Source organism: Methylobacterium sp. Gmos3 (assembly GCF_056430985.1).
This window is the reverse complement of record NZ_JBWJYL010000007.1, coordinates 219,761-237,455: the sequence shown is the minus strand read 5'-3', so window position 1 is coordinate 237,455 and position 17,695 is coordinate 219,761. Positions and strand designations below refer to the sequence as shown.

16 protein-coding genes and 1 pseudogene are annotated in these 17,695 nt (G+C 70.8%); 6 read left to right on the top strand and 11 right to left on the bottom strand.

Annotated features, from left to right (window positions below):
• Nucleotides 1-63 precede the first annotated feature (63 nt).
• Nucleotides 64-2,763: an aconitate hydratase AcnA gene (acnA, locus tag ACS5Q7_RS16340; protein ID WP_478340354.1), complete on the bottom strand. Its 2,700-nt coding sequence runs from the start codon at nt 2,761-2,763 to the stop codon at nt 64-66.
• A gap of 466 nt (nt 2,764-3,229) precedes the next feature.
• The gene (locus ACS5Q7_RS16335) at nt 3,230-4,015 is read right to left on the bottom strand and encodes a tetratricopeptide repeat protein (RefSeq protein WP_478340353.1); all 786 of its coding nucleotides are present in this window, start codon (nt 4,013-4,015) and stop codon (nt 3,230-3,232) included.
• Between the two features lie 143 nt (nt 4,016-4,158).
• On the opposite strand from ACS5Q7_RS16335, the gene ACS5Q7_RS16330 reads away from it, so the two are divergent.
• The 3 genes and pseudogenes from ACS5Q7_RS16330 (at nt 4,159) to ACS5Q7_RS16320 (ending at nt 6,275) form a co-directional block, all read left to right on the top strand.
• A complete protein-coding gene (locus ACS5Q7_RS16330) occupies nt 4,159-5,556 on the top strand; it encodes a leucyl aminopeptidase family protein (RefSeq protein ID WP_478340352.1) in 1,398 nt (465 codons plus the stop codon).
• Nucleotides 5,557-5,626: 70 nt separating this feature from the next.
• Nucleotides 5,627-5,839: pseudogene (locus ACS5Q7_RS16325) on the top strand (DUF4160 domain-containing protein); the annotation flags it as partial.
• Between the two features lie 22 nt (nt 5,840-5,861).
• On the top strand, nt 5,862-6,275 hold the full coding sequence (locus ACS5Q7_RS16320) for a DUF2442 domain-containing protein (protein WP_478340351.1): 414 nt from the start codon (nt 5,862-5,864) through the stop codon (nt 6,273-6,275).
• Here ACS5Q7_RS16320 and ACS5Q7_RS16315 read toward each other — a convergent pair.
• From ACS5Q7_RS16315 to sugE, 4 genes are all read right to left on the bottom strand, one after another.
• A complete protein-coding gene (locus tag ACS5Q7_RS16315) occupies nt 6,272-7,444 on the bottom strand; it encodes a M20 aminoacylase family protein (protein ID WP_478340350.1) in 1,173 nt (390 codons plus the stop codon). The two genes, ACS5Q7_RS16320 and ACS5Q7_RS16315, sit on opposite strands and share 4 nt — an antisense overlap.
• Nucleotides 7,445-7,508: 64 nt before the next feature.
• Entirely contained in the window at nt 7,509-7,964 is a 456-nt protein-coding gene (gene cueR / locus ACS5Q7_RS16310; protein ID WP_478340349.1) for a Cu(I)-responsive transcriptional regulator, read from the bottom strand.
• Nucleotides 7,961-10,417: a heavy metal translocating P-type ATPase gene (locus ACS5Q7_RS16305; RefSeq protein ID WP_478340348.1), complete on the bottom strand. Its 2,457-nt coding sequence runs from the start codon at nt 10,415-10,417 to the stop codon at nt 7,961-7,963. The genes cueR and ACS5Q7_RS16305 overlap by 4 nt, the downstream gene beginning before the upstream one ends.
• Nucleotides 10,418-10,464: 47 nt before the next feature.
• Entirely contained in the window at nt 10,465-10,785 is a 321-nt protein-coding gene (gene sugE, locus ACS5Q7_RS16300) for a quaternary ammonium compound efflux SMR transporter SugE (RefSeq protein WP_478340347.1), read from the bottom strand.
• A gap of 424 nt (nt 10,786-11,209) precedes the next feature.
• Between sugE and ACS5Q7_RS16295 the strand changes: the two genes are divergently transcribed.
• Nucleotides 11,210-11,812 (top strand): glutathione S-transferase family protein, encoded by a 603-nt coding sequence (locus ACS5Q7_RS16295; protein WP_478340346.1) that lies wholly within the window; start codon nt 11,210-11,212, stop codon nt 11,810-11,812.
• Here the strand turns inward: ACS5Q7_RS16295 and ACS5Q7_RS16290 are convergent.
• A complete protein-coding gene (locus ACS5Q7_RS16290) occupies nt 11,803-13,050 on the bottom strand; it encodes an ATP-binding protein (RefSeq protein ID WP_478340345.1) in 1,248 nt (415 codons plus the stop codon). The two genes, ACS5Q7_RS16295 and ACS5Q7_RS16290, sit on opposite strands and share 10 nt — an antisense overlap.
• A gap of 15 nt (nt 13,051-13,065) precedes the next feature.
• Nucleotides 13,066-14,172: a lysylphosphatidylglycerol synthase domain-containing protein gene (locus ACS5Q7_RS16285; RefSeq protein WP_478340344.1), complete on the bottom strand. Its 1,107-nt coding sequence runs from the start codon at nt 14,170-14,172 to the stop codon at nt 13,066-13,068.
• 214 nt (nt 14,173-14,386) lie between these two features.
• Here ACS5Q7_RS16285 and ACS5Q7_RS16280 point away from each other — a divergent pair, with 214 nt between their 5' ends.
• The gene (locus ACS5Q7_RS16280; RefSeq protein ID WP_478340343.1) at nt 14,387-14,680 is read left to right on the top strand and encodes a type II toxin-antitoxin system RelE/ParE family toxin; all 294 of its coding nucleotides are present in this window, start codon (nt 14,387-14,389) and stop codon (nt 14,678-14,680) included.
• Nucleotides 14,681-14,682: 2 nt separating this feature from the next.
• Nucleotides 14,683-14,973: an addiction module antidote protein gene (locus ACS5Q7_RS16275; RefSeq protein ID WP_478340342.1), complete on the top strand. Its 291-nt coding sequence runs from the start codon at nt 14,683-14,685 to the stop codon at nt 14,971-14,973.
• Here the strand turns inward: ACS5Q7_RS16275 and ACS5Q7_RS16270 are convergent.
• The 3 genes from ACS5Q7_RS16270 to ACS5Q7_RS16260 are packed head-to-tail and all read right to left on the bottom strand — an operon-like array spanning nt 14,954 to nt 17,585.
• The gene (locus ACS5Q7_RS16270) at nt 14,954-15,595 is read right to left on the bottom strand and encodes a uracil-DNA glycosylase (protein WP_478340341.1); all 642 of its coding nucleotides are present in this window, start codon (nt 15,593-15,595) and stop codon (nt 14,954-14,956) included. The genes ACS5Q7_RS16275 and ACS5Q7_RS16270 overlap by 20 nt on opposite strands.
• Complete coding sequence (locus ACS5Q7_RS16265; RefSeq protein ID WP_478340340.1) at nt 15,585-16,343, bottom strand: PIG-L deacetylase family protein; 759 nt, start codon at nt 16,341-16,343, stop codon at nt 15,585-15,587. The genes ACS5Q7_RS16270 and ACS5Q7_RS16265 overlap by 11 nt, the downstream gene beginning before the upstream one ends.
• 3 nt (nt 16,344-16,346) lie before the next feature.
• Nucleotides 16,347-17,585, bottom strand: a complete 1,239-nt coding sequence (locus ACS5Q7_RS16260) for a glycosyltransferase family 4 protein (RefSeq protein WP_478340339.1) — start codon at nt 17,583-17,585, stop codon at nt 16,347-16,349.
• Between the last annotated feature and the right edge of the window lie 110 nt (nt 17,586-17,695).

Below are 17,695 nucleotides of genomic sequence, written 5' to 3'. Positions count from 1 at the left end.
GTCACGGCACGAAAAAGGGGCGGCGCCAACGGCACCGCCCCTTTCGTCACACCGGATCGTACCTTACGCCGCGAGCGAGCGCAGCACGTAGGGCAGAATGCCGCCGTTGCGGAAATATTCGAGCTCGTCGAGCGTATCGATGCGGCAGGTCAGCGGGACCTGCTTCACCGAGCCGTCCGAGGACTTGATCTCGGCGGTCAGCGTCTGGCGCGGCTTCAGCTCGCCCGCCAGACCCTTGATCGTGACGGTCTCGTCGCCCTTGAGGCCCAGCGAATCCCAGCTCGTGTCGCCCTGGAAGACCAGCGGGACGACGCCCATCCCGACGAGGTTCGAGCGGTGGATGCGCTCGAAGCTCTCGGCGATGACGGCGCGGATGCCGAGCAGCTTGGTGCCCTTGGCCGCCCAGTCGCGCGAGGAGCCGGTGCCGTATTCCTTGCCGGCGAAGACGACCAGCGGCGTGCCCTCGGCGGCGTATTTCTGCGCCGCGTCGTAGATGAACATCTTCTCGCCGGAGGGCTGGAACAGCGTGTAGCCGCCCTCGACCACGTTGCCCGACGGATCGCGGACCATCTGGTTCTTGATGCGGATATTGGCGAAGGTGCCTCGCATCATCACCTCGTGGTTGCCACGCCGCGTGCCGTACTGGTTGAAGTCCTGCACGCGCACCTGGTGCGATTGCAGGTACTCACCGGCCGGTGAAGCGGCGCGGATGTTGCCGGCGGGCGAGATGTGGTCCGTCGTGATCGAGTCGAGGAACAGGCCGAGGATGCGCGCACCCTCGATGTCCGTGACCGGCGCCGGGGTCTTCTGCATGCCGACGAAGTAGGGCGGGTTCTGCACGTAGGTCGAGCCGCCGTTCCAGGCGAAGGTCTCGGCCTCCGTCACCTCGACGCCCTTCCAGTTGTCGTCACCGCCGAACACATCGGCGTAGCGGCTCTTGAACAGCTCGGAGGTGATGGTCTTCTCGATGAAGCTCTGGATCTCGGCGGCCGAGGGCCAGATGTCCTTGAGGTAGACCGGCTGACCATCCGATCCGGTGCCCAGCGGCTCCTTCACGAGGTCGATCTGCATCGAGCCGGCCAGCGCGTAGGCGACGACCAGCGGCGGCGAGGCGAGGTAGTTCGCCCGCACGTCGGGGTTCACCCGGCCCTCGAAGTTGCGGTTGCCGGAGAGCACGGCGGCGGCCACGACGTCGTTGTCGTTGATCGCCTTCGAGATCGCCGCCGGCAGCGGGCCTGAATTGCCGATGCAGGTGGTGCAGCCGAAGCCGACGAGGTTGAAGCCCAGCGCGTCCAGGCTGTCCTGAAGGCCCGCCTTCTCGAGATACTCGGCCACGACTTGGCTTCCGGGCGCGAGCGAGGTCTTCACCCACGGCTTGGAGCGCAGGCCCTTGGCGACCGCGTTGCGGGCGAGCAGGCCGGCGCCGATCATCACGCTCGGGTTCGAGGTGTTGGTGCAGGAGGTGATCGCCGCGATCACCACGTCACCGTGGCCGATGTCGAAGTTGGTGCCCTCGACGGGGAAGCGGCCGGAGATGTCGCCGCCCTTCTTGAACTCGCTCTGCATGGAGCCGGCGAAGCCCGCCTTGGCGTCGGCGAGCAGGACCCGGTCCTGCGGGCGCTTCGGGCCGGCCAGCGAGGGCTGCACCGTGCCCATGTCGAGCTCGAGGGTGTCGGTGAAGACCGGGTCCGGGGTCTGGGCGTCGCGCCACATCCCCTGCGCCTTGGCATAGGCCTCGACCAGGGCGATCCGGTCGTCGGCGCGGCCGGTGACCTTCAGGAAGTCGATTGTCTTCTGGTCGACGGGGAAGAAGCCGCAGGTGGCGCCGTATTCGGGGGCCATGTTGGAGATCGTGGCGCGGTCGGCGACGGGCATGTCGTCGAGGCCGGGGCCGTAGAACTCCACGAACTTGCCGACCACGCCCTTCTTGCGCAGCATCTGCGTGACGGTGAGCACGAGATCGGTGGCGGTCGTGCCCTCGGGCAGCTTGCCCGACAGCTTGAAGCCGACGACCTCGGGGATCAGCATCGAGAGCGGCTGGCCGAGCATGGCCGCCTCGGCCTCGATGCCGCCGACGCCCCAGCCGAGCACGGCGAGGCCATTCACCATCGTGGTGTGCGAATCGGTGCCGACGAGGGAATCCGGGTAGGCGATCTCTTCCGCGCCTTCCTTCTTCGTCCAGACCGTCTGCGACAGGTATTCGAGGTTCACCTGATGGCAGATGCCGGTGCCCGGGGGCACGACGGAGAAGTTGTCGAAGGCCGACTGGCCCCACTTCAGGAAGGTGTAGCGCTCGCCGTTGCGGGCGTATTCGAGGGCGACGTTCTCGCCGAGCGCCTTCGGGGTGCCGAACTCATCGACGATGACCGAGTGGTCGATCACGAGATCCACGGGCACGAGCGGGTTGATCTTCTGCGGGTCGCCGCCGAGCGCCACCATCGCGTCGCGCATCGCGGCGAGGTCGACCACCGCCGGCACGCCGGTGAAGTCCTGCATCAGCACGCGGCTCGGGCGGAAGGCGATCTCGACCTCGGCCTTGCCCTTCTGCTCCAGCCAGCCCACGGCGGCGGCTACATCGGCCTTCTTGACCGAGCGGTCGTCCTCGAACCGCAGAAGGTTCTCCAGGATCACCTTCATGGAGAAGGGCAGCGCGGTGGCGGAGGCGAGGCCGTTCTTCTCGGCCTCGGGGATCGAGTAGTAGGTGTAGGTCTTGCCCCCTGCGGTCAGGGTCTGGCGGGCCTTGAAGCTATCGAGAGATGCCACGGCTGGTCGTATCCTCGCTGCGAGATGTCGAACACGCGCAGGCATAACCCGCGCCACGAAGGTGTTCGGCCTGTTTAGCGCCCGACGGGCGCGCGCCGCCCCGGGAGTGCCCGGATCGAACGGTGCGCGGGGGGCGATTTGGACGCCCTGAATGCCGCGCGGCGCAGCCGTCGCCCGTATAGAACGTTTCGAATGTGCCCGCTACGGGGGCGTGATGACACGAACGGGCGGGTGTCGTGCGTGGCGCTCCTGCCGTTCCCTCGTTTGAGGTCCGGTCACTGACCGCCGATCCCAACGTTCCCCCTCATCCTGAGGTGCCGGCGCGAAGGGGCGGCCTCGAAGGAGGGCTCAAGGGATCGGGCGGCAGGCGGGAGCCCTCCTTCGAGGCCCGCTGATGCGGGCACCTCAGGATGAGGCGGAGGTTGGGATCACGCGGGCGACGGAGCCCTCGAAGGGAGGTGCGAGGTCAGCCCCGCTGCGCCTTCGCCAAGCCTTCCTTGAACTTGTTCGGCGAGGCGGCCAGCCGGCGCAGCGAGGCGACGTTGGCGGCGGCTTCGTCGGGACCCATGTCCTGACGCAGCACCGACTCGGCCTCCGCGTAGCGCCCCTTGAGGCCCAGCACGAGGGCGAGGTTCGCCCGCATCTTCGCGTCGGCGCCGGGCAGGGAGACGGCCAGCCGCATCGTCTCCTCGGCCTTGTCGAGGTCGCGCGACAGCGCATACGACAGGCCGAGATTCGACAGGAGCGAGGGCTCGTTCGGGCGGATCTTCAGGGCCGCCTCGTAGAAGCTCTGCGCGCGGGCCTGATCGCCCATCTGCGCCGAGGCCGAGCCTTCGGCCGAAAGGATCCGCCAATCGGGGTTGGACGGGGTGTGGGCGTTGGACAGAACTTCGAGCGCCTCGCGATAGCGCCCGGCCTCCACCAGCGACTTGCCGTAGGCGCCGAGGATCACCGTATCCTTCGGGTTGCGCAGGGCGGCCTGCTGCAGCACGGCGCTGGCCTGGTTGATTTGGTCCGTCGCCCGCAAGGCACGGGCGTAGCGGAACGCGGCGCGGGGATCGTTGGGGTTGGCCTTGTAGGCCTCGGCGAGGCCGTCGAGATCGCGGCGGGCGGTCGCGGCGGCAGAAGCGCCGGCATTCACGGTGCCGAGGGAGCCGGTGGTCTCGGGGCCGTCGGTGTTGCAGGCGCCGAGCGCCAGGGCGACGGCGAGGACGACGAACCCGCGACGGGCATTCGAGGCCGAGATCATCATACGCTCCGCACGCGCTCGGACGACGGCGGCCCGGATCGCGCGGACCCCGCTTCTCCGTCCCGTCGCCACGGTGATAGACCGTTAAGCCTAATCCGGGGTTAAGGGCGCGCCGGGCGCCCGTCCCGCACCATGCGCGAGGGTCCATGAGTCAGTCCGCAGCGGCACAGGGCAGCTCCATCACCGAGCTTCTGCCGGCCGACACGCCCGCCATCGGCGTGACCTGCCTGCGCGCGAGCGGCTGGGAAGACACCCTCACCGCCGCCGAGCGCGCCTTCGCCTGGGCGACCGACTTCACCGCCAAGGCGGGGAGCCTCGCCTACTTGCCGGCGGCGGATGGAAGCCTGTCGCGGGTGCTGTTCGGCCTCGGCGACCCGGACGCACCGGGCGCCGACCCGCTGATCGGCGGGCGCCTGCCGACGATGCTGCCGGTGGGCGCCTATCGCCTCGACGGCGCGCCGGACCCGTTCACCGCATCCCTGGCCTGGCTCCTCGGCAGCTATCGCTTCGACCGCTACCGCAAGGGCGACGGCGCAAAGGCCTGCCTCGTCGCGCCGGAGGACGTCGACGGCGCGGAGGTAACGCGCATCGCCGAAGCGGTGGCGATGGGCCGCGACCTCGTGAACACCCCGGCCAACGACCTCGGCCCCGCCGAGATCGAGGCCGCCGCCCGGGCCCTGGCCAAGAAGCACGGTGCGGCGATCCAGGTGGTGCAGGGCGACGCGTTGGCGCGCGAATTCCCCCTGATCCAGGCCGTGGGCGAGGCGGCGACGCGCCCTCCCCGCCTCATCGACCTGACCTGGGGGCCTGAGGATGCGCCGCGCGTGACGCTGGTGGGCAAGGGTGTGGCCTTCGATACGGGCGGCCTCGACATCAAGCCCTCCTCGGCCATGCTCCTGATGAAGAAGGACATGGGCGGGGCCGCCGTTGCCCTGGCGACGGCCGACATGGCGATGGGCGCGGGGCTGAACCTGCGCTTGCGACTGCTGATCCCGGCGGTGGAGAACGCGGTGGCCGGCAACGCCTTCCGCCCCGGCGACGTGCTGCGCAGCCGCGCCGGTCTCACGGTCGAGATCGGCAACACCGATGCCGAGGGCCGTCTGATCCTGGCCGACGCCCTGGCGCTGGCGGATGCGGAGGCGCCCGACCTGATCCTCGATTTCTCGACCCTGACCGGCGCGGCCCGCGTCGCCCTCGGCCCCGATCTGCCGGCCTTCTTCACCGAGGACGAGGCCCTGGCGCAGGAGGTGGCGCAGGCCGGCGCGCGGGCGATGGACCCGATCTGGCGGATGCCCCTGCACCAGCCCTATGCGGCGATGCTCGATTCGAAGATCGCCGACCTGAACAACGTGTCGAACGGCCCCTTCGCCGGGGCGATCACGGCGGCCCTGTTCCTGCGCCGCTTCGCCCCGAAGACGAAGCGACACGGCCATTTCGACCTCTACGGCTGGAACCCCTCGTCCAAGCCCGCCCGCCCCGAAGGCGGCGAGGTGCAGACCGCGCGGCTGGCCTATGCGCTGCTGAAGGCGCGGTATGGGGGATGAGGAGCGCTAAAACTGGGGGCAGTCCCGGGGCATAATTTCCCAAGCGAGCGGGTTTTGATAGCGATCGGCCATGCCGGTCGTCTATCGATTCGATGGGTTGCGTGTGGTCATCTATCCGAACGACCACCGCCCCGCCCATGTCCACGTGAAGGGTTCGGAGGGTGAAGCAGTCTTCATCCTGCACTGCCCTAAGGGACCGCCGAGCCTGCGGGAAAGTTTCGGCTTCAACCGGCGCGACCTTGGCCTGATCATTGACGAGGTGGCTCGGGTGCTCGCAATCTTATGCGCGGAATGGAGTGCCATTCATGGCCGTCACTCAGCAGGACGTCCGACAGGCCGAGGAGCGGATGGCCGCGCTGCGGCGGAACGGCTTCGCTCTGTCGGCACGCTACGACAGGGAGGCCGACCGCATCGTGATCGAACTGAGCACGGGCGTTCAGGTCGCCTTTCCGCCACGCCTCGCCGAGGGGCTGGCAGAGGCTGGCCCCGGCGAACTCGCGGTCATCGAGATCAGCCCGTCCGGTCTCGGTCTGCACTGGCCCATGCTGGATGCCAACCTCTACGTGCCCGCCGTCCTTCAGGGCATCCTGGGCTCGGAAGGCTGGATGGCGGCACAACGCGAAGCCGGGGGAGGCCGTCCCCGCTCTGCCCTGACGGCTGCGCCCGCGCGGGAGAACGGCCACACGGGCGGGCGACCGCCCAAGGCCGTTGCCAACTAACTCCCCACGGGCAACCCGGTCTCGATCAGCCGCGCCCAGAGAGCGGCGCCGTAGGGGGCGGCTTCGTCGTTGAAGTCGTAGAGCGGGTGGTGCAGCGAGGCGCTGTCGCCGTTGCCGATGAACATGTAGGCGCCGGGCCGGCGGCCGAGCATGTAGGAGAAATCCTCGGCCGTCATCATCGGCGCCACCGCGCGGTCGACCTGCTCCGGCCCGACCAGCGATTCCGCGACGCCGGCCATGAAGTCGGTCTCGGCGGGGTGGTTCTCGGTGACGGGATAGCTCGATCCGAATTCGACCCGGCCCGTGGCCCCGAAGCCCGCTGCGACGTCGCGCACCAGCGCTTCGAGCCGCGCCTTCACTGCCTCGCGGACCTCCTGCGACAAGGTGCGAACCGTGCCGCGCATGGTCACGCACTGCGGCAGGACGTTGAACGCCTCGCCGGCATCGAGCGCGCAGACCGAGACGACCGCCGATTGCAGCGGGTCGAGGTTGCGCGAGACGATCGTCTGCAGGGCGATGATGACGTGGCTGGCCACCAGCACGCTGTCGATGGCGTTCTGCGGCAGGGCGGCGTGGCCGCCGCGCCCCTCGATGGTAATGGTGAACCGGTCGGTGGACGCCATGATCGGGCCGGGCCGCACGGCGAAGGTGCCGAGTGCCATGCCGGGGATGTTGTGCATCCCATAGACCGATTCGATGCCGAACCGCTCCATCAGCCCGTCCTCGACCATCGCCTCGCCGCCGCCCCCGCCCTCCTCGGCGGGCTGGAAGATCAGCACGGCGCTGCCGTCGAAATCGCGGGTGTCGGCGAGGTACTTCGCGGCGCCGAGGAGCATCGCCATGTGGCCGTCATGGCCGCAGGCGTGCATCTTGCCCGGCACGGTGGAGCGATAGGGCAGATCGCGCACTTCCTGGATCGGCAGGGCATCCATGTCGGCGCGCAGGCCGATGGCGCGGTTCGAGCTTCGTCCCCGGCCGCGCACCACGCCGACCACCCCGGTGCGGCCGATGCCGGTGGCGACCTCGTCGCAGCCGAACTCGCGCAGGCGTGCCGCGACGAAATCCGCCGTGCGCTCCACGTCGTAGAGCAGCTCGGGATGGGCGTGGAGCGTGCGCCGCCACGAGGCCATCGGGCCGGACAGGGCTTGGATCGGTGCGGGGACGGGCATGCCGGCCTGAATTCGTTGGAGACGCGTCCTGGAGCCCCGAGCAAGCCGGAGGCCAGATGCGGCGTCAACCCGCCAGAGGCCGCCGCGTGAACGTCTTCCCCCGCGCAGGTGGCGGCGCGCCGGCCGCGAGATCGTCGAGGATCGGGCAATCGGGCCGCTCGTCGCCACAGCAATCGGCCGACAGACGCTCCAGGCTGCGCGCCATCCCCTCAAGTGCGGCGATGCGGCGATGCAGCTCCGCGATCCGCGCCTGCGCGATGGCCTTCACCGCCGCACTCGGGCGCTCCCGGTCGCTCCACAGGGCCAGCAGTTCCGCGATGGCCTCCACGTCGAAGCCGAGATCGCGGGCGCGCCTGACGAAGTGCAGGGTGCGGATCTCGGCCTCGCCGTAATGGCGGTAGCCGGCGGCCGAGCGCGCGGCCGGCGGCAACAGGCCCCGCGCCTCGTACCAGCGGATCATCTTGGCCGACACGCCGGTGAGCCGGGCGGCCTCTCCCACGGTGACGGTGTTCTCGCTCATGCCGGCCTCGGCGCGGCACGGCGCAACCGCAGGGCGTTGCCAAGGACGAACAGGCTCGACAGCGCCATCGCCCCCGCCGCCAGGATCGGCGACAGGGACGGCCCGCCAAGCGGCACCAGCAGCCCCGCCGCGAGGGGGATCAGCGCCGCGTTGTAGGCGAAGGCCCAGAACAGGTTCTGCCGGATGTTGGCCATCACCGCCCGCGACAGGTCGAAGGCGGCGCCCAAAGCCTCCGGCGCACCGGACATCAGCACCACATCGGCGCTCTCCACCGCGATATCGGTGCCCGTGCCGATGGCGAGCCCGACATCGGCCTCCGCGAGCGCCGGGGCGTCGTTCACCCCGTCGCCCACGAAGGCGACCGGTCCGTGCGCCGCGCGAAACCGCCGGACCGCCTCGGCCTTGCCGCCGGGCAGCACGCCCGCCGCCACCTCCGCGATGCCGAGGCGCTGCGCGACCCCGGCGGCGGCGCCGGGATCGTCTCCCGTCACCATCGCCACGGTGATGCCGCGCCCGCGCAGGGCGGCGACCATCTCCTCCGCGCCCGCCTTCACCGGATCGGTGACGGCCAAGGCCGCCGCGTGGCGCCCGTCCAGCACGAGGTGGACCGGGCTCATGCCGGCCTCGGCCCATTCCTTTGCCCGTGCCATCAATCCGGCATCGTGGACAATGCCGAGGCGGTCGAGATAGCGCGGGGCGCCGACGGCCACCGCGCGGCCCTCCACCCGGCCGGCGACGCCGAAGCCCTCGACGGCCTCGAAGCCCTCCGCCTCCGGCAGGGCGAGCCCACGCCCCCGCGCCGCCGCGATGATCGCCCCCGCGAGGGGGTGTTCGGAGCGGCCCTCGAGCCCCGCCGCGAGGCGAAGGGCCTCGTCCGGGGCGAGGCCGGAGATCGTCTCGCAACCGGCGAGCGTCGGGCGCCCCTCGGTGAGGGTGCCGGTCTTGTCGAGGGCGACGACCTTCACCCCTTCCAGCGCCTGCAAGGCGGCGCCGTCGCGGAACAGCACGCCGCGCTCGGCCGCCCGGCCGGTGCCGACCATGATCGCGGTGGGGGTCGCGAGCCCCATGGCGCAGGGGCAGGCGATGATCAGCACCGCCACCGCATGGACGAGGGCCGGACCCAGGGCGGGCGCCGGCGCGAGGAGCATCCAGGCGAGGAAGGTGAGGATCGCGAGGCCGATCACCGCCGGCACGAACCGGCCGGTCACGCGATCGACCAGCGCCTGGATCGGCAGCTTGCCGCCCTGCGCCCGCTCGACCATGGCGGCGATCTGCGCGAGCACGGTCGCGGCCCCCACCGCGCCGACGCGCAGGTCGAGGCTGCCCCCGCCGTTCAGCGTGCCGCCGACCACCTCGGCGCCCGCTGCCTTGCGGACGGGCGCCGGCTCGCCCGTCACCATGCTCTCGTCGACGCGGCTCTCGCCCGCGATCACCATGCCGTCGGCGGCGATGCGCTCGCCGGGGCGCACCCGCACCACGTCGCCGACCCTGAGGGACGCCAGCGGCACCTCGCGCTCGGCGCCGTCGCGGACCACCCGCGCGGTCTTCGGCGACAGATCCATCAGCCGGGCGATGGCCTGGCCGGTGCGTCCGCGCGCCCGCGCCTCCAGGGTGCGCCCGAGCAGGATCAGGGTGACGATGACGGCGCTCGCCTCGAAATAGAGATGCGCCGCGCCGTCCGGCATCGCCTGCGGGGCGAGCGCCGAGACCAGGGAGTAGAGGTAGGCCGCGCCCGCGCCGAGGGCGACGAGGGCGTTCATGTCCGGGTGGCCGCGCAGGAGGCCGGGAATGCCGGTGGCGAGAAAGCGCCGCCCCGGCCAGGCCAGCACGAGGGTCGCCAGCAGGGCCTGGAGCAGGGGGAAGGCCGGCATTCCGTGGCCGGCGAAGTGCCCGCCCATGTCGAGGATGACGATGGGCGCCGAGAGCAGGGCGGCAGCGATGAAATCGCGCCGCAGCGCCCGCGCCTCGGCCTCGCGCCGCTCGGCCTGATCGACCTTGGCGGCCTCCTCCGGCAGCAGGGCCGAATAGCCCGCCGCCTTCACCGCCGCCGCGAGGTCGGCGGGCGCGACGACGCCCTCCCCGTGCCGCACCAGCGCCTGCCCGGCGGCGAGGTTGACGCTCGCCTCGGTGACGCCGGGTACGGCGGCGAGCGCCCGCTCGACCTTGCCGACGCAGGAGGCGCAATGCATCCCCTCGATCGGCAGAACGGTCTCGGCGGTGGCCACGGGGTAGCCCGCCGTCTTGAGGGCGGCGGCGACTTCGGCGGGGGCGTGTCCGCCGGAGAGCGCGAGGCTCGCCCGCTTGGTCGCGAGATTCACTGAGACGTCGCTGGCACCGGGGAGGGCGCTGAGCACCCGCTCGACGCGCGAGACGCAGCCCGCGCAGGACATGCCCTCGACGGGCAGGCTCAGGCGGGTCCGCCCGGGCACGGAGGAGGAAGGGATCGTATCCATGCCCCCTCAGATGGACCTTCCCATCGTGGGAAGGTCAAGGGCTGCCGTCATGCGGCGGTGGCGAGCTTCATCGTCACGAGGCCGGACACGATGAGCCCCGCCGCGACGAGGCGCGCGAGGCTCGCGTCCTCGCCCAGCACCATGATGCCGACGATGAAGGCGCCCAGCGCGCCGATGCCGGTCCAGATCGTGTAGGCGGTGCCGAGCGGCAATGTCCGCATGGACAGGGCCAGGAGGCCGACGCTGCCGATCATCGCCACGACCATGATCACGGTCGGCCACACGCGCGTGAAGCCGTCCGACTGCTTCATCGCGAAGGCCCACACGACCTCGAGCAGACCGGCGACGATGAGGATGATCCAAGCCATGGCGGCCCTCTCCGTAAAGGGCCGGGCCGTCCCGGACTTCAACTCCCGCGTGCGGGAGGGAGGACGTGGCCTCTCGCGGCTGAGCTAGGCCCTCGGCTCCCGGGGTTCAAGTCCGCCGGGCCTCGCTTGACGCTTCCGCGTGATTTCCGCGAACTGGGCAACGACCGATCACATCGAGGCGGCCCCCACCCTCTCCCCTCATCCTGAGGTGCCCGCGTCAGCGGGCCTCGAAGGAGGGCTCCAGGGATCGCGCGGCAGGCTGGAGCCCTCCTTCGAGGCCGCCGCTTCGCGACGGCACCTCAGGATGAGGTATTCGAAGCGGCTGTCGCCGCATCTCAGGATGAGGGGAATATCTGAAGAAAGCTGGTTGAACCAACGCGTTTGCGTGTGATCCTAGGCCGTTGATTCCGGTGAGGGACCCGCGATGCAGCCGCTGACGATCTATGGTGATTCCGGCTCGGGGAACTGCCTGAAGGTGAAGTGGGTCGCCGCCCATCTCGGCCTGCCCTTCACCTGGGAGGAGGTCGATGTGCCGGCCGGTGGCACGCGGACGCCCGCCCTGCTCGCCCTCAACCCGGCGGGACGCGTGCCCTTCGTGGTACTGCCCGGCGGTGAGGTGCTCTCCGAGTCGAACGCGATCATCGCCTACCTCGCGGAGGGCTCGGCGCTGATCCCGTCAGCCGCGCTGGCACGGGCGCGGATGCTGCAATGGATGTTCTGGGAGCAGTACAGCCACGAGCCCTACATCGCCGTGCGGCGCTATCAGCTCCACTACCTGCGCCGCGATCCGGCGGAGCTCGATCCGAAGCTCAAAGAGCGGGGCGAGGATGCGCTGCGCCTGATGAAGGCGAGCCTCGGCCGCGCGCCCTACTTCGCCGGCGAGGCGCTGAGCCTCGCGGACGTGGCCCTCGTCGCCTATACGCGCATGGCGCATGAGGGTGGGTTCGACCTCACCCCCTACCCCCACCTGCGCGATTGGATCGGCCGCGTCGAGGACGGGCTCGGGATCGGGCCGTATCAGGCCTGATCCGCCCCGGCCCGATACTCGGGCAGGCTGACGCGGGCCACGGTGCCCTTCCCGACATCGCTCTCGATGGTCAGCCGGCCCCGATGGCGGCGCAGGCTGTGCTTGACGATGGCGAGGCCGAGACCGGTGCCGCCGCGCGCGCGGCTCGAGGCGACATCGACCCGGTAGAACCGCTCGGTCAGCCGGGGGATATGCTCGGGCGGGATGCCGGGGCCGTCATCGGCGACGGTCAGCACGATGCGCGCCCCGTGGTGAGGGTTGTGCTCGCGGGCGAGGCCGACGCGGATCTCGCCGCCGCCATACTTCACGGCGTTCTCGATCAGGTTCTCGATGACGCGCATGAGTTCGTCGGCGTCGCCCTGGACCGGATAGGGTCCATGGCCGTCGAGGAGCGTGACGCTCGCCCCGCGGGCGGCGGCCAGCGGCGCCTGCGTGTCCACCATCTGCCGGGCGAGCCCTCCGAGATCGACCGTGCCGGTCGGCGCAAGGTGCTCGCGCAGCTCGATCCGCGAGAGCGACAGCAGGTCGTCGATCAGCCGCCGCATCCGCTGCGCCTGGACGCGCATGATCTCCAGGAAACGCTCCCGTGCCGCCGCGTCGTCGCGGGCGGGGCCTTGCAGGGTCTCGATGAAGCCGAGGAGCGACGAGAGGGGCGTGCGCAGCTCGTGGCTGGCATTGGCCACGAAATCCACCCGCATCGATTCGAGCCGGTGGGCCGAGGTGAGGTCACGCAGGAACAGCATCGCGCCGGGTCCGGACCCGTCCGGCATCCGCAGGGGGCCGATCTGGATCTCGAAGGCCTGCTCGATCGGCACGCGCGTCTGGTAGGCGACCCGCTGCGGCGGGCCTCCGCTCAGCACCGCCTCCACCGCGTCGGTGATCTCGGGGTTGCGGAGAGCGAAGGCGAGAGGGTGCGACAGGTGCAGGGCCGGCAGAAGGGAGCGCGCGGCCGGGTTGGCTTCCAGCACGCGGGTGCGCCGGTCCACCAGGATCACCGGATCGGGAATATGGGCGAGCAGCGCCTCGGCGACCGCGTGGCGCGGGGTACTTGCGATGGGCCGGGTCGGCGGCTGCGCCCTCCTCCGCCCGGCGATCAGCCCGCCGAGGCCGACGGCGACCACGAGGCCCAGCGCCGTGACGACACCGAGGCTCCCCTCCCAGACGAGCACGGCGAACATCGATCCGCCCGCGATCGCCGCGCCGCTCCAGGCCGCCGGCCTTCGAGGATCGTCGATCACGGCGCGGTCTCCCGGTCAGCCTTCGCGCTGATCCGGCCAGGGCTTGCCGGAGGGGCCGGCGGTGCCCTCGGGCGGGGCGGCCAGCCGCTCCGCCTCGCGGTCGCGGGCGCCGCCCGCCCGCTTCACGATCTCGTACAGGCCGAGCATCGCCAAAGCGGTCACGAAGGGCACGACGTAGTAGCAGCCCCGGAACAGCAGCAGCGAGGTCAGCACCTCGTTGCGCGGCAGGCTCGACAGGGCCAGCAGGATCGTGGCCTCGAACACGCCGATCCCGCCCGGTGCGTTGGAGGCGATGCCGAGCATCGCGGCCAGCACGTAGATCGCGAGGAAGGTGGTGAAGGCGATGCCCGTCTGCTGCGGCAGGAGCACGTAGAGCACCGCCGCCGCCGCGCAGACATCGCCGATGCCGACGATCATCTGGCCGATGGAGACCGAGGCGCCCGGCAATTCGAGCCGCCATTGCTTGACCGTGACGCTGCGGCGCTTGGCCGAGACCCAGGCGAGGTAGCCGAGCACGGCGAGCAGCGCCGCGAAGCCGACGCCCTGGTTCAGCCGGATGGAGGTGAAGGCGAGCCCGGCGAGCTGCCCCGCCTCGATGATGAGGGACAGGCCCAGCACCACGCCCATGCCGAGCCAGAAGGTGAAGCCGGCGATCACCGTGAGCGCGGCGATCTTCGAGGCGGAGAGCCCCTGGCGGGCGTAGATCCAGTAGCGGATCGTCCCCGCCGTCAGCAGGGGGAAGCCGAGGGTGAAGCTCACCGCGTAGCTCGTGAACGAGGCGAGCGCGGTGATGCGGTAGGGCACCTTGATCCGCAATTGCCGCAACGCCAGCGCGTCGTAGCCGGTGAGGAACAGGTAGCTGATTCCGACGAACAGGAAGGCGAGGCCGAGCTGCCGGGCGGACGCATTGTGCAGGGCGTCGGTCACCTCCGCCCAGGACACGCTCTGCACGAGCTTCCACAGTACGCCGAGGGATACGGCCACCAGGACGATGCTGGCGACGGTACCGATCCATGCGAAGCGGTTGCGGCTGAAGCGCATCTTGCCCGCGTCGCCGCGCTTCGCGTCCTCGACCGGTTTGGCCGAGGCGACATCATCCCGATGCTGCCCCTGGAAATTCATGCCGTTCGGCGTCCGTCCCCTCGCTCGCGCGGGCCGGACGGGTGCGAAGCCCCATGCCGGATCATCCCGGACCGCGGCCCGTCGCCCGCCATGTAAGCCGAACCGGCGGTGATGGCCAGCGAGGCCGTATGCAATCCGAAGAAACAAGAGGTGATGGCGGAATCGGCTCGACACGGCCCCTTGCGAGTTTGTAGCTCAAAAGCTACATCGCGGCATGACGACGACGATCCGGCAGACGCGCGTGTTCTCCGCCTGGCTGGCGGACCTGCGCGATGTCCAGGCCAAGGCGCGCATCAACGCGCGGATCCGGCGGCTCTCTCTGGGCAATCCCGGCCAACACCGCGTACTGCACGGCGGCGTCGCCGAATTGAAGATCGATTACGGCCCGGGCTATCGCGTTTATCACACGCAGCGAGGCGAGGAACTGGTGATCCTGCTTTGCGGTGGAGACAAGCGGACGCAAATTCAGGACATCGAGCGGGCGATAAGCATGGCCGGGGAGGTCTGACGATGGCACTCGACACCACTGTCTGGGACGTGGCGGAACACCTGCAGGACGAAGCCGCCATCGCCGCCTATATCGAAGCCGTGCTCGAGGATGGCGATCCGGGCCTCGTCGCCGCCGCCATCGGCGACGTCGCACGGGCGCGTGGCATGGCGCAGATCGCCCAGGAAACCGGTCGCTCGCGGGAAAGCCTGTATCGAGCCTTGTCCGAGAAGGGCAATCCCCAGCTCGATACGCTGATCGGCGTCCTGAAGGCGCTCGGATTGCGGCTGAGCGTCAAGCCGGCAGGCGCCTGATCTTCACCCGCAGCGCGGCCGCCGCCTCCGCGAGGCCCCGCCGGATTCGGGCCGGCACCTCGGGCGAGGTGCAGACATAGGTCGGGCTCGGGTGCGGAATTGCGATGACGGGCAGGCCCGGCCGCAGGTTCGCCAGCGCCGGGGCGCACTGGCCCGCGACGCGCCCGGCGAGGATGACCACGGCGAGGCGCGGCAGCAGGTCGAGGAGCGGCGCGAGGTAGGGCTTCGCCTCCCGCGCCTCGCTCCGGCGCGGGGCGCGGTTCAGGGCGCCCGGCGCGTGGATCACCCAGGGGACGGCGTTCCAGATCAGCGTCTCGGAACGGGGGATGCCCGCCTCGCGCAGGAAGCGGAACAGGTTGGCGGCCGTGCCGTTCGCGCTGTCGCGGGTGACGAAGCCGGTGCGCAGCACCATCGGGCCGGGCGTTTCGAGGAGCAGCATGAGCCGCGCGTTCACGCCCCCGTCCATGGGGTCGGGATCGGGGACCGGCGCGCCGCGCTCGGTGGCGATCCGGCGGGCGAAATCCCGGATCGGGGCGACATGGGGCAGGGAGGCCATCTCGCGACGGGCGGCGAGGGCGGCCGGGTCGGCGAGGCTCTTGGGCACCTCGGGCTCAGGCCGCATCGGCGACGGGGAAGGGCTGCGGCAGCGTCCCCGTGAGGCGGTAGCGCTCGGTGCCCGCTTCCCGCGCGAGGCGTTCGGCCAAGCCGTCCCGCCCGCCGAACTGGAAGCCGATCTGGCTGGCATAGGCGGCGCAAGACGCGAGCTTCCTCGCCTGCGCCTCCGCATCGAACGCGAAGGCCCGCGCCGGCAGATCCGCGAAGAGCGGCGCCATGGGTTCCTTCGGGGTCGCCTCGCGCACCGTGTAGGGGAAATCGCGCCACCACAGGATCGGCGCGGCGGGGGCGAGGCTCCGCAGGGCCCGCACCACCTGGACATGATCGACATGCCCGCCCACCGCCTGCGGCGCGAGGAGGAGGTCGGGCGCCTCGGCGGCGATGAGGTCGGCGAGCGCCGGGGCGATGTCCCGGTCGATCGCGTCGTCCGCGCGCACATCCGCGAAGAGCTCGGGCGCCGATGCGTAGCCCCGGTGCGGCGCCTCGCGGAACGGCAGGTGGCGGGGCGCCGCGAGGCCCAGCGCCTCCGCCGCCGCATCGTCCTCGGCCCGACGCAGGGCCATGTAGTCGATGTCGGGGGCCAAGCCCTTGTCGAGTTGGCAGGCGAGGGCGAAGCCCTGCGGCGCCGATACGCTCTGCGTGAAGACCGTCGCCATCACCACCCGCCAGCCACCGGCGGCGAGGGTGGTCAGCAGCCCACCTGCCGAGAAGGCGGCGTCATCGAGATGGGGCGAGAGCGCGAGGGCTGTCGGCATCGGTCAGAGCAGGTGCGGTTCTGCGCGGAAGCGGCAGGACGGGTCGAACGGCAGTTCGTCCGGCACGTCCTGCGAGGGATGCTCGCGCAGCACGTCCGCGTAGACGCCCATGATCTGCGCCCCCACCGCCCGCCAGGAATAGACCCGGCGGCACTCCTCCAGCCCGGCGGCGGCGATGCGGTGGCGAAGCTGTGCGTCCGTCACGATCCGCGTCAGCGAGGCGGCGAGCGCCGGGATGTCGCCGGGTTCGGTGAGGAGGCCGTTCTCCCCGTCGCGCAGGCAATCCGAAACGCCGACGGCGTGGCAGGAGACCACCGCGAGCCCCGCCGCCATGGCTTCGAGGATCGTGTTGGAAAACCCCTCCGCGTAGGTCGGCGAGGCGAAGACATCGGCCTCGCGGTAGAGGGCGGGGACGGTGTCGTACTCGGCGTAGCCGGTGAAGCGGATCGCGTCCGGCCCGAAGCCGCGTTCCTCGGCCAGCGCCTTGGCCGGGTCGACATCGGGGCCGATGCCGGAGATCGTCGCAGCGAAGGGCGTGCCCTGCTCGCGCAGGAGCGTCAGGGCCTCGATGAAGTCGAGCACGCCTTTCCGGCGGTCGACGCGGCCGTGGTAGAGCATCCGCACCGGGCCGGAATGCGCCTCCGGCAGCCCGTCCGGCGTGCCTTGCGCGAACCGGGCGGTATCCACCGCCCCCGGCACGATGGTGAAGCGGGCGGGGTCCGAGCCCAGCCGGTCGCACACCTCCTTCACAAAGGAGGTGCCGCCGATCAGCAGGGCGTTGGCGTGGTCGAGGACGGCGCGCATCCCGAGGCGGTGCGTCTCGCAGCACGAGCCGACCCAATGGCCGTCGCCCCCCTGGATCGAGACGACGTTCGGCACCCCGAGGCGCTTCGAGGCCAGCAGCACGGCATAGCCTGTAGGGTAGCCGTACTGGGCGTGGAGCACGTCGAAGGGTTGCTTGGCGTGCTCGGCGCAGATGGTCTCGACCATCGTGGCGATGTCGCGCTCGAAATCGCCGTTGGTCTGCTCGCCGACTTGTTCCAGGCCGATCACCTTCACCCCCGGCACGGGCGGGGGCGGGCCGCCGCCATAGACGCGGGTGCCGAAGGCATCGCCCCGGTACTGCGAGACCATGGTGACGTCGTGCCCGGCGGCGACGAGCTCGCGCAGCAGGTTCTGGGCGTAGACGCTCATCCCGGAAATGGCCGGGAAGTAGCGGCGGCTGAGGAAGAGGATTCTCATTGGGCTTGCCCGTTGCGCCAGCTTGTCCCTCCCCCCTCTGCGGGGGAGGGAGCGCGGCGGCGCTCACGACGCTCACTGCCGCCGGGTCTCCTGTCCGCTGGCGACGACCG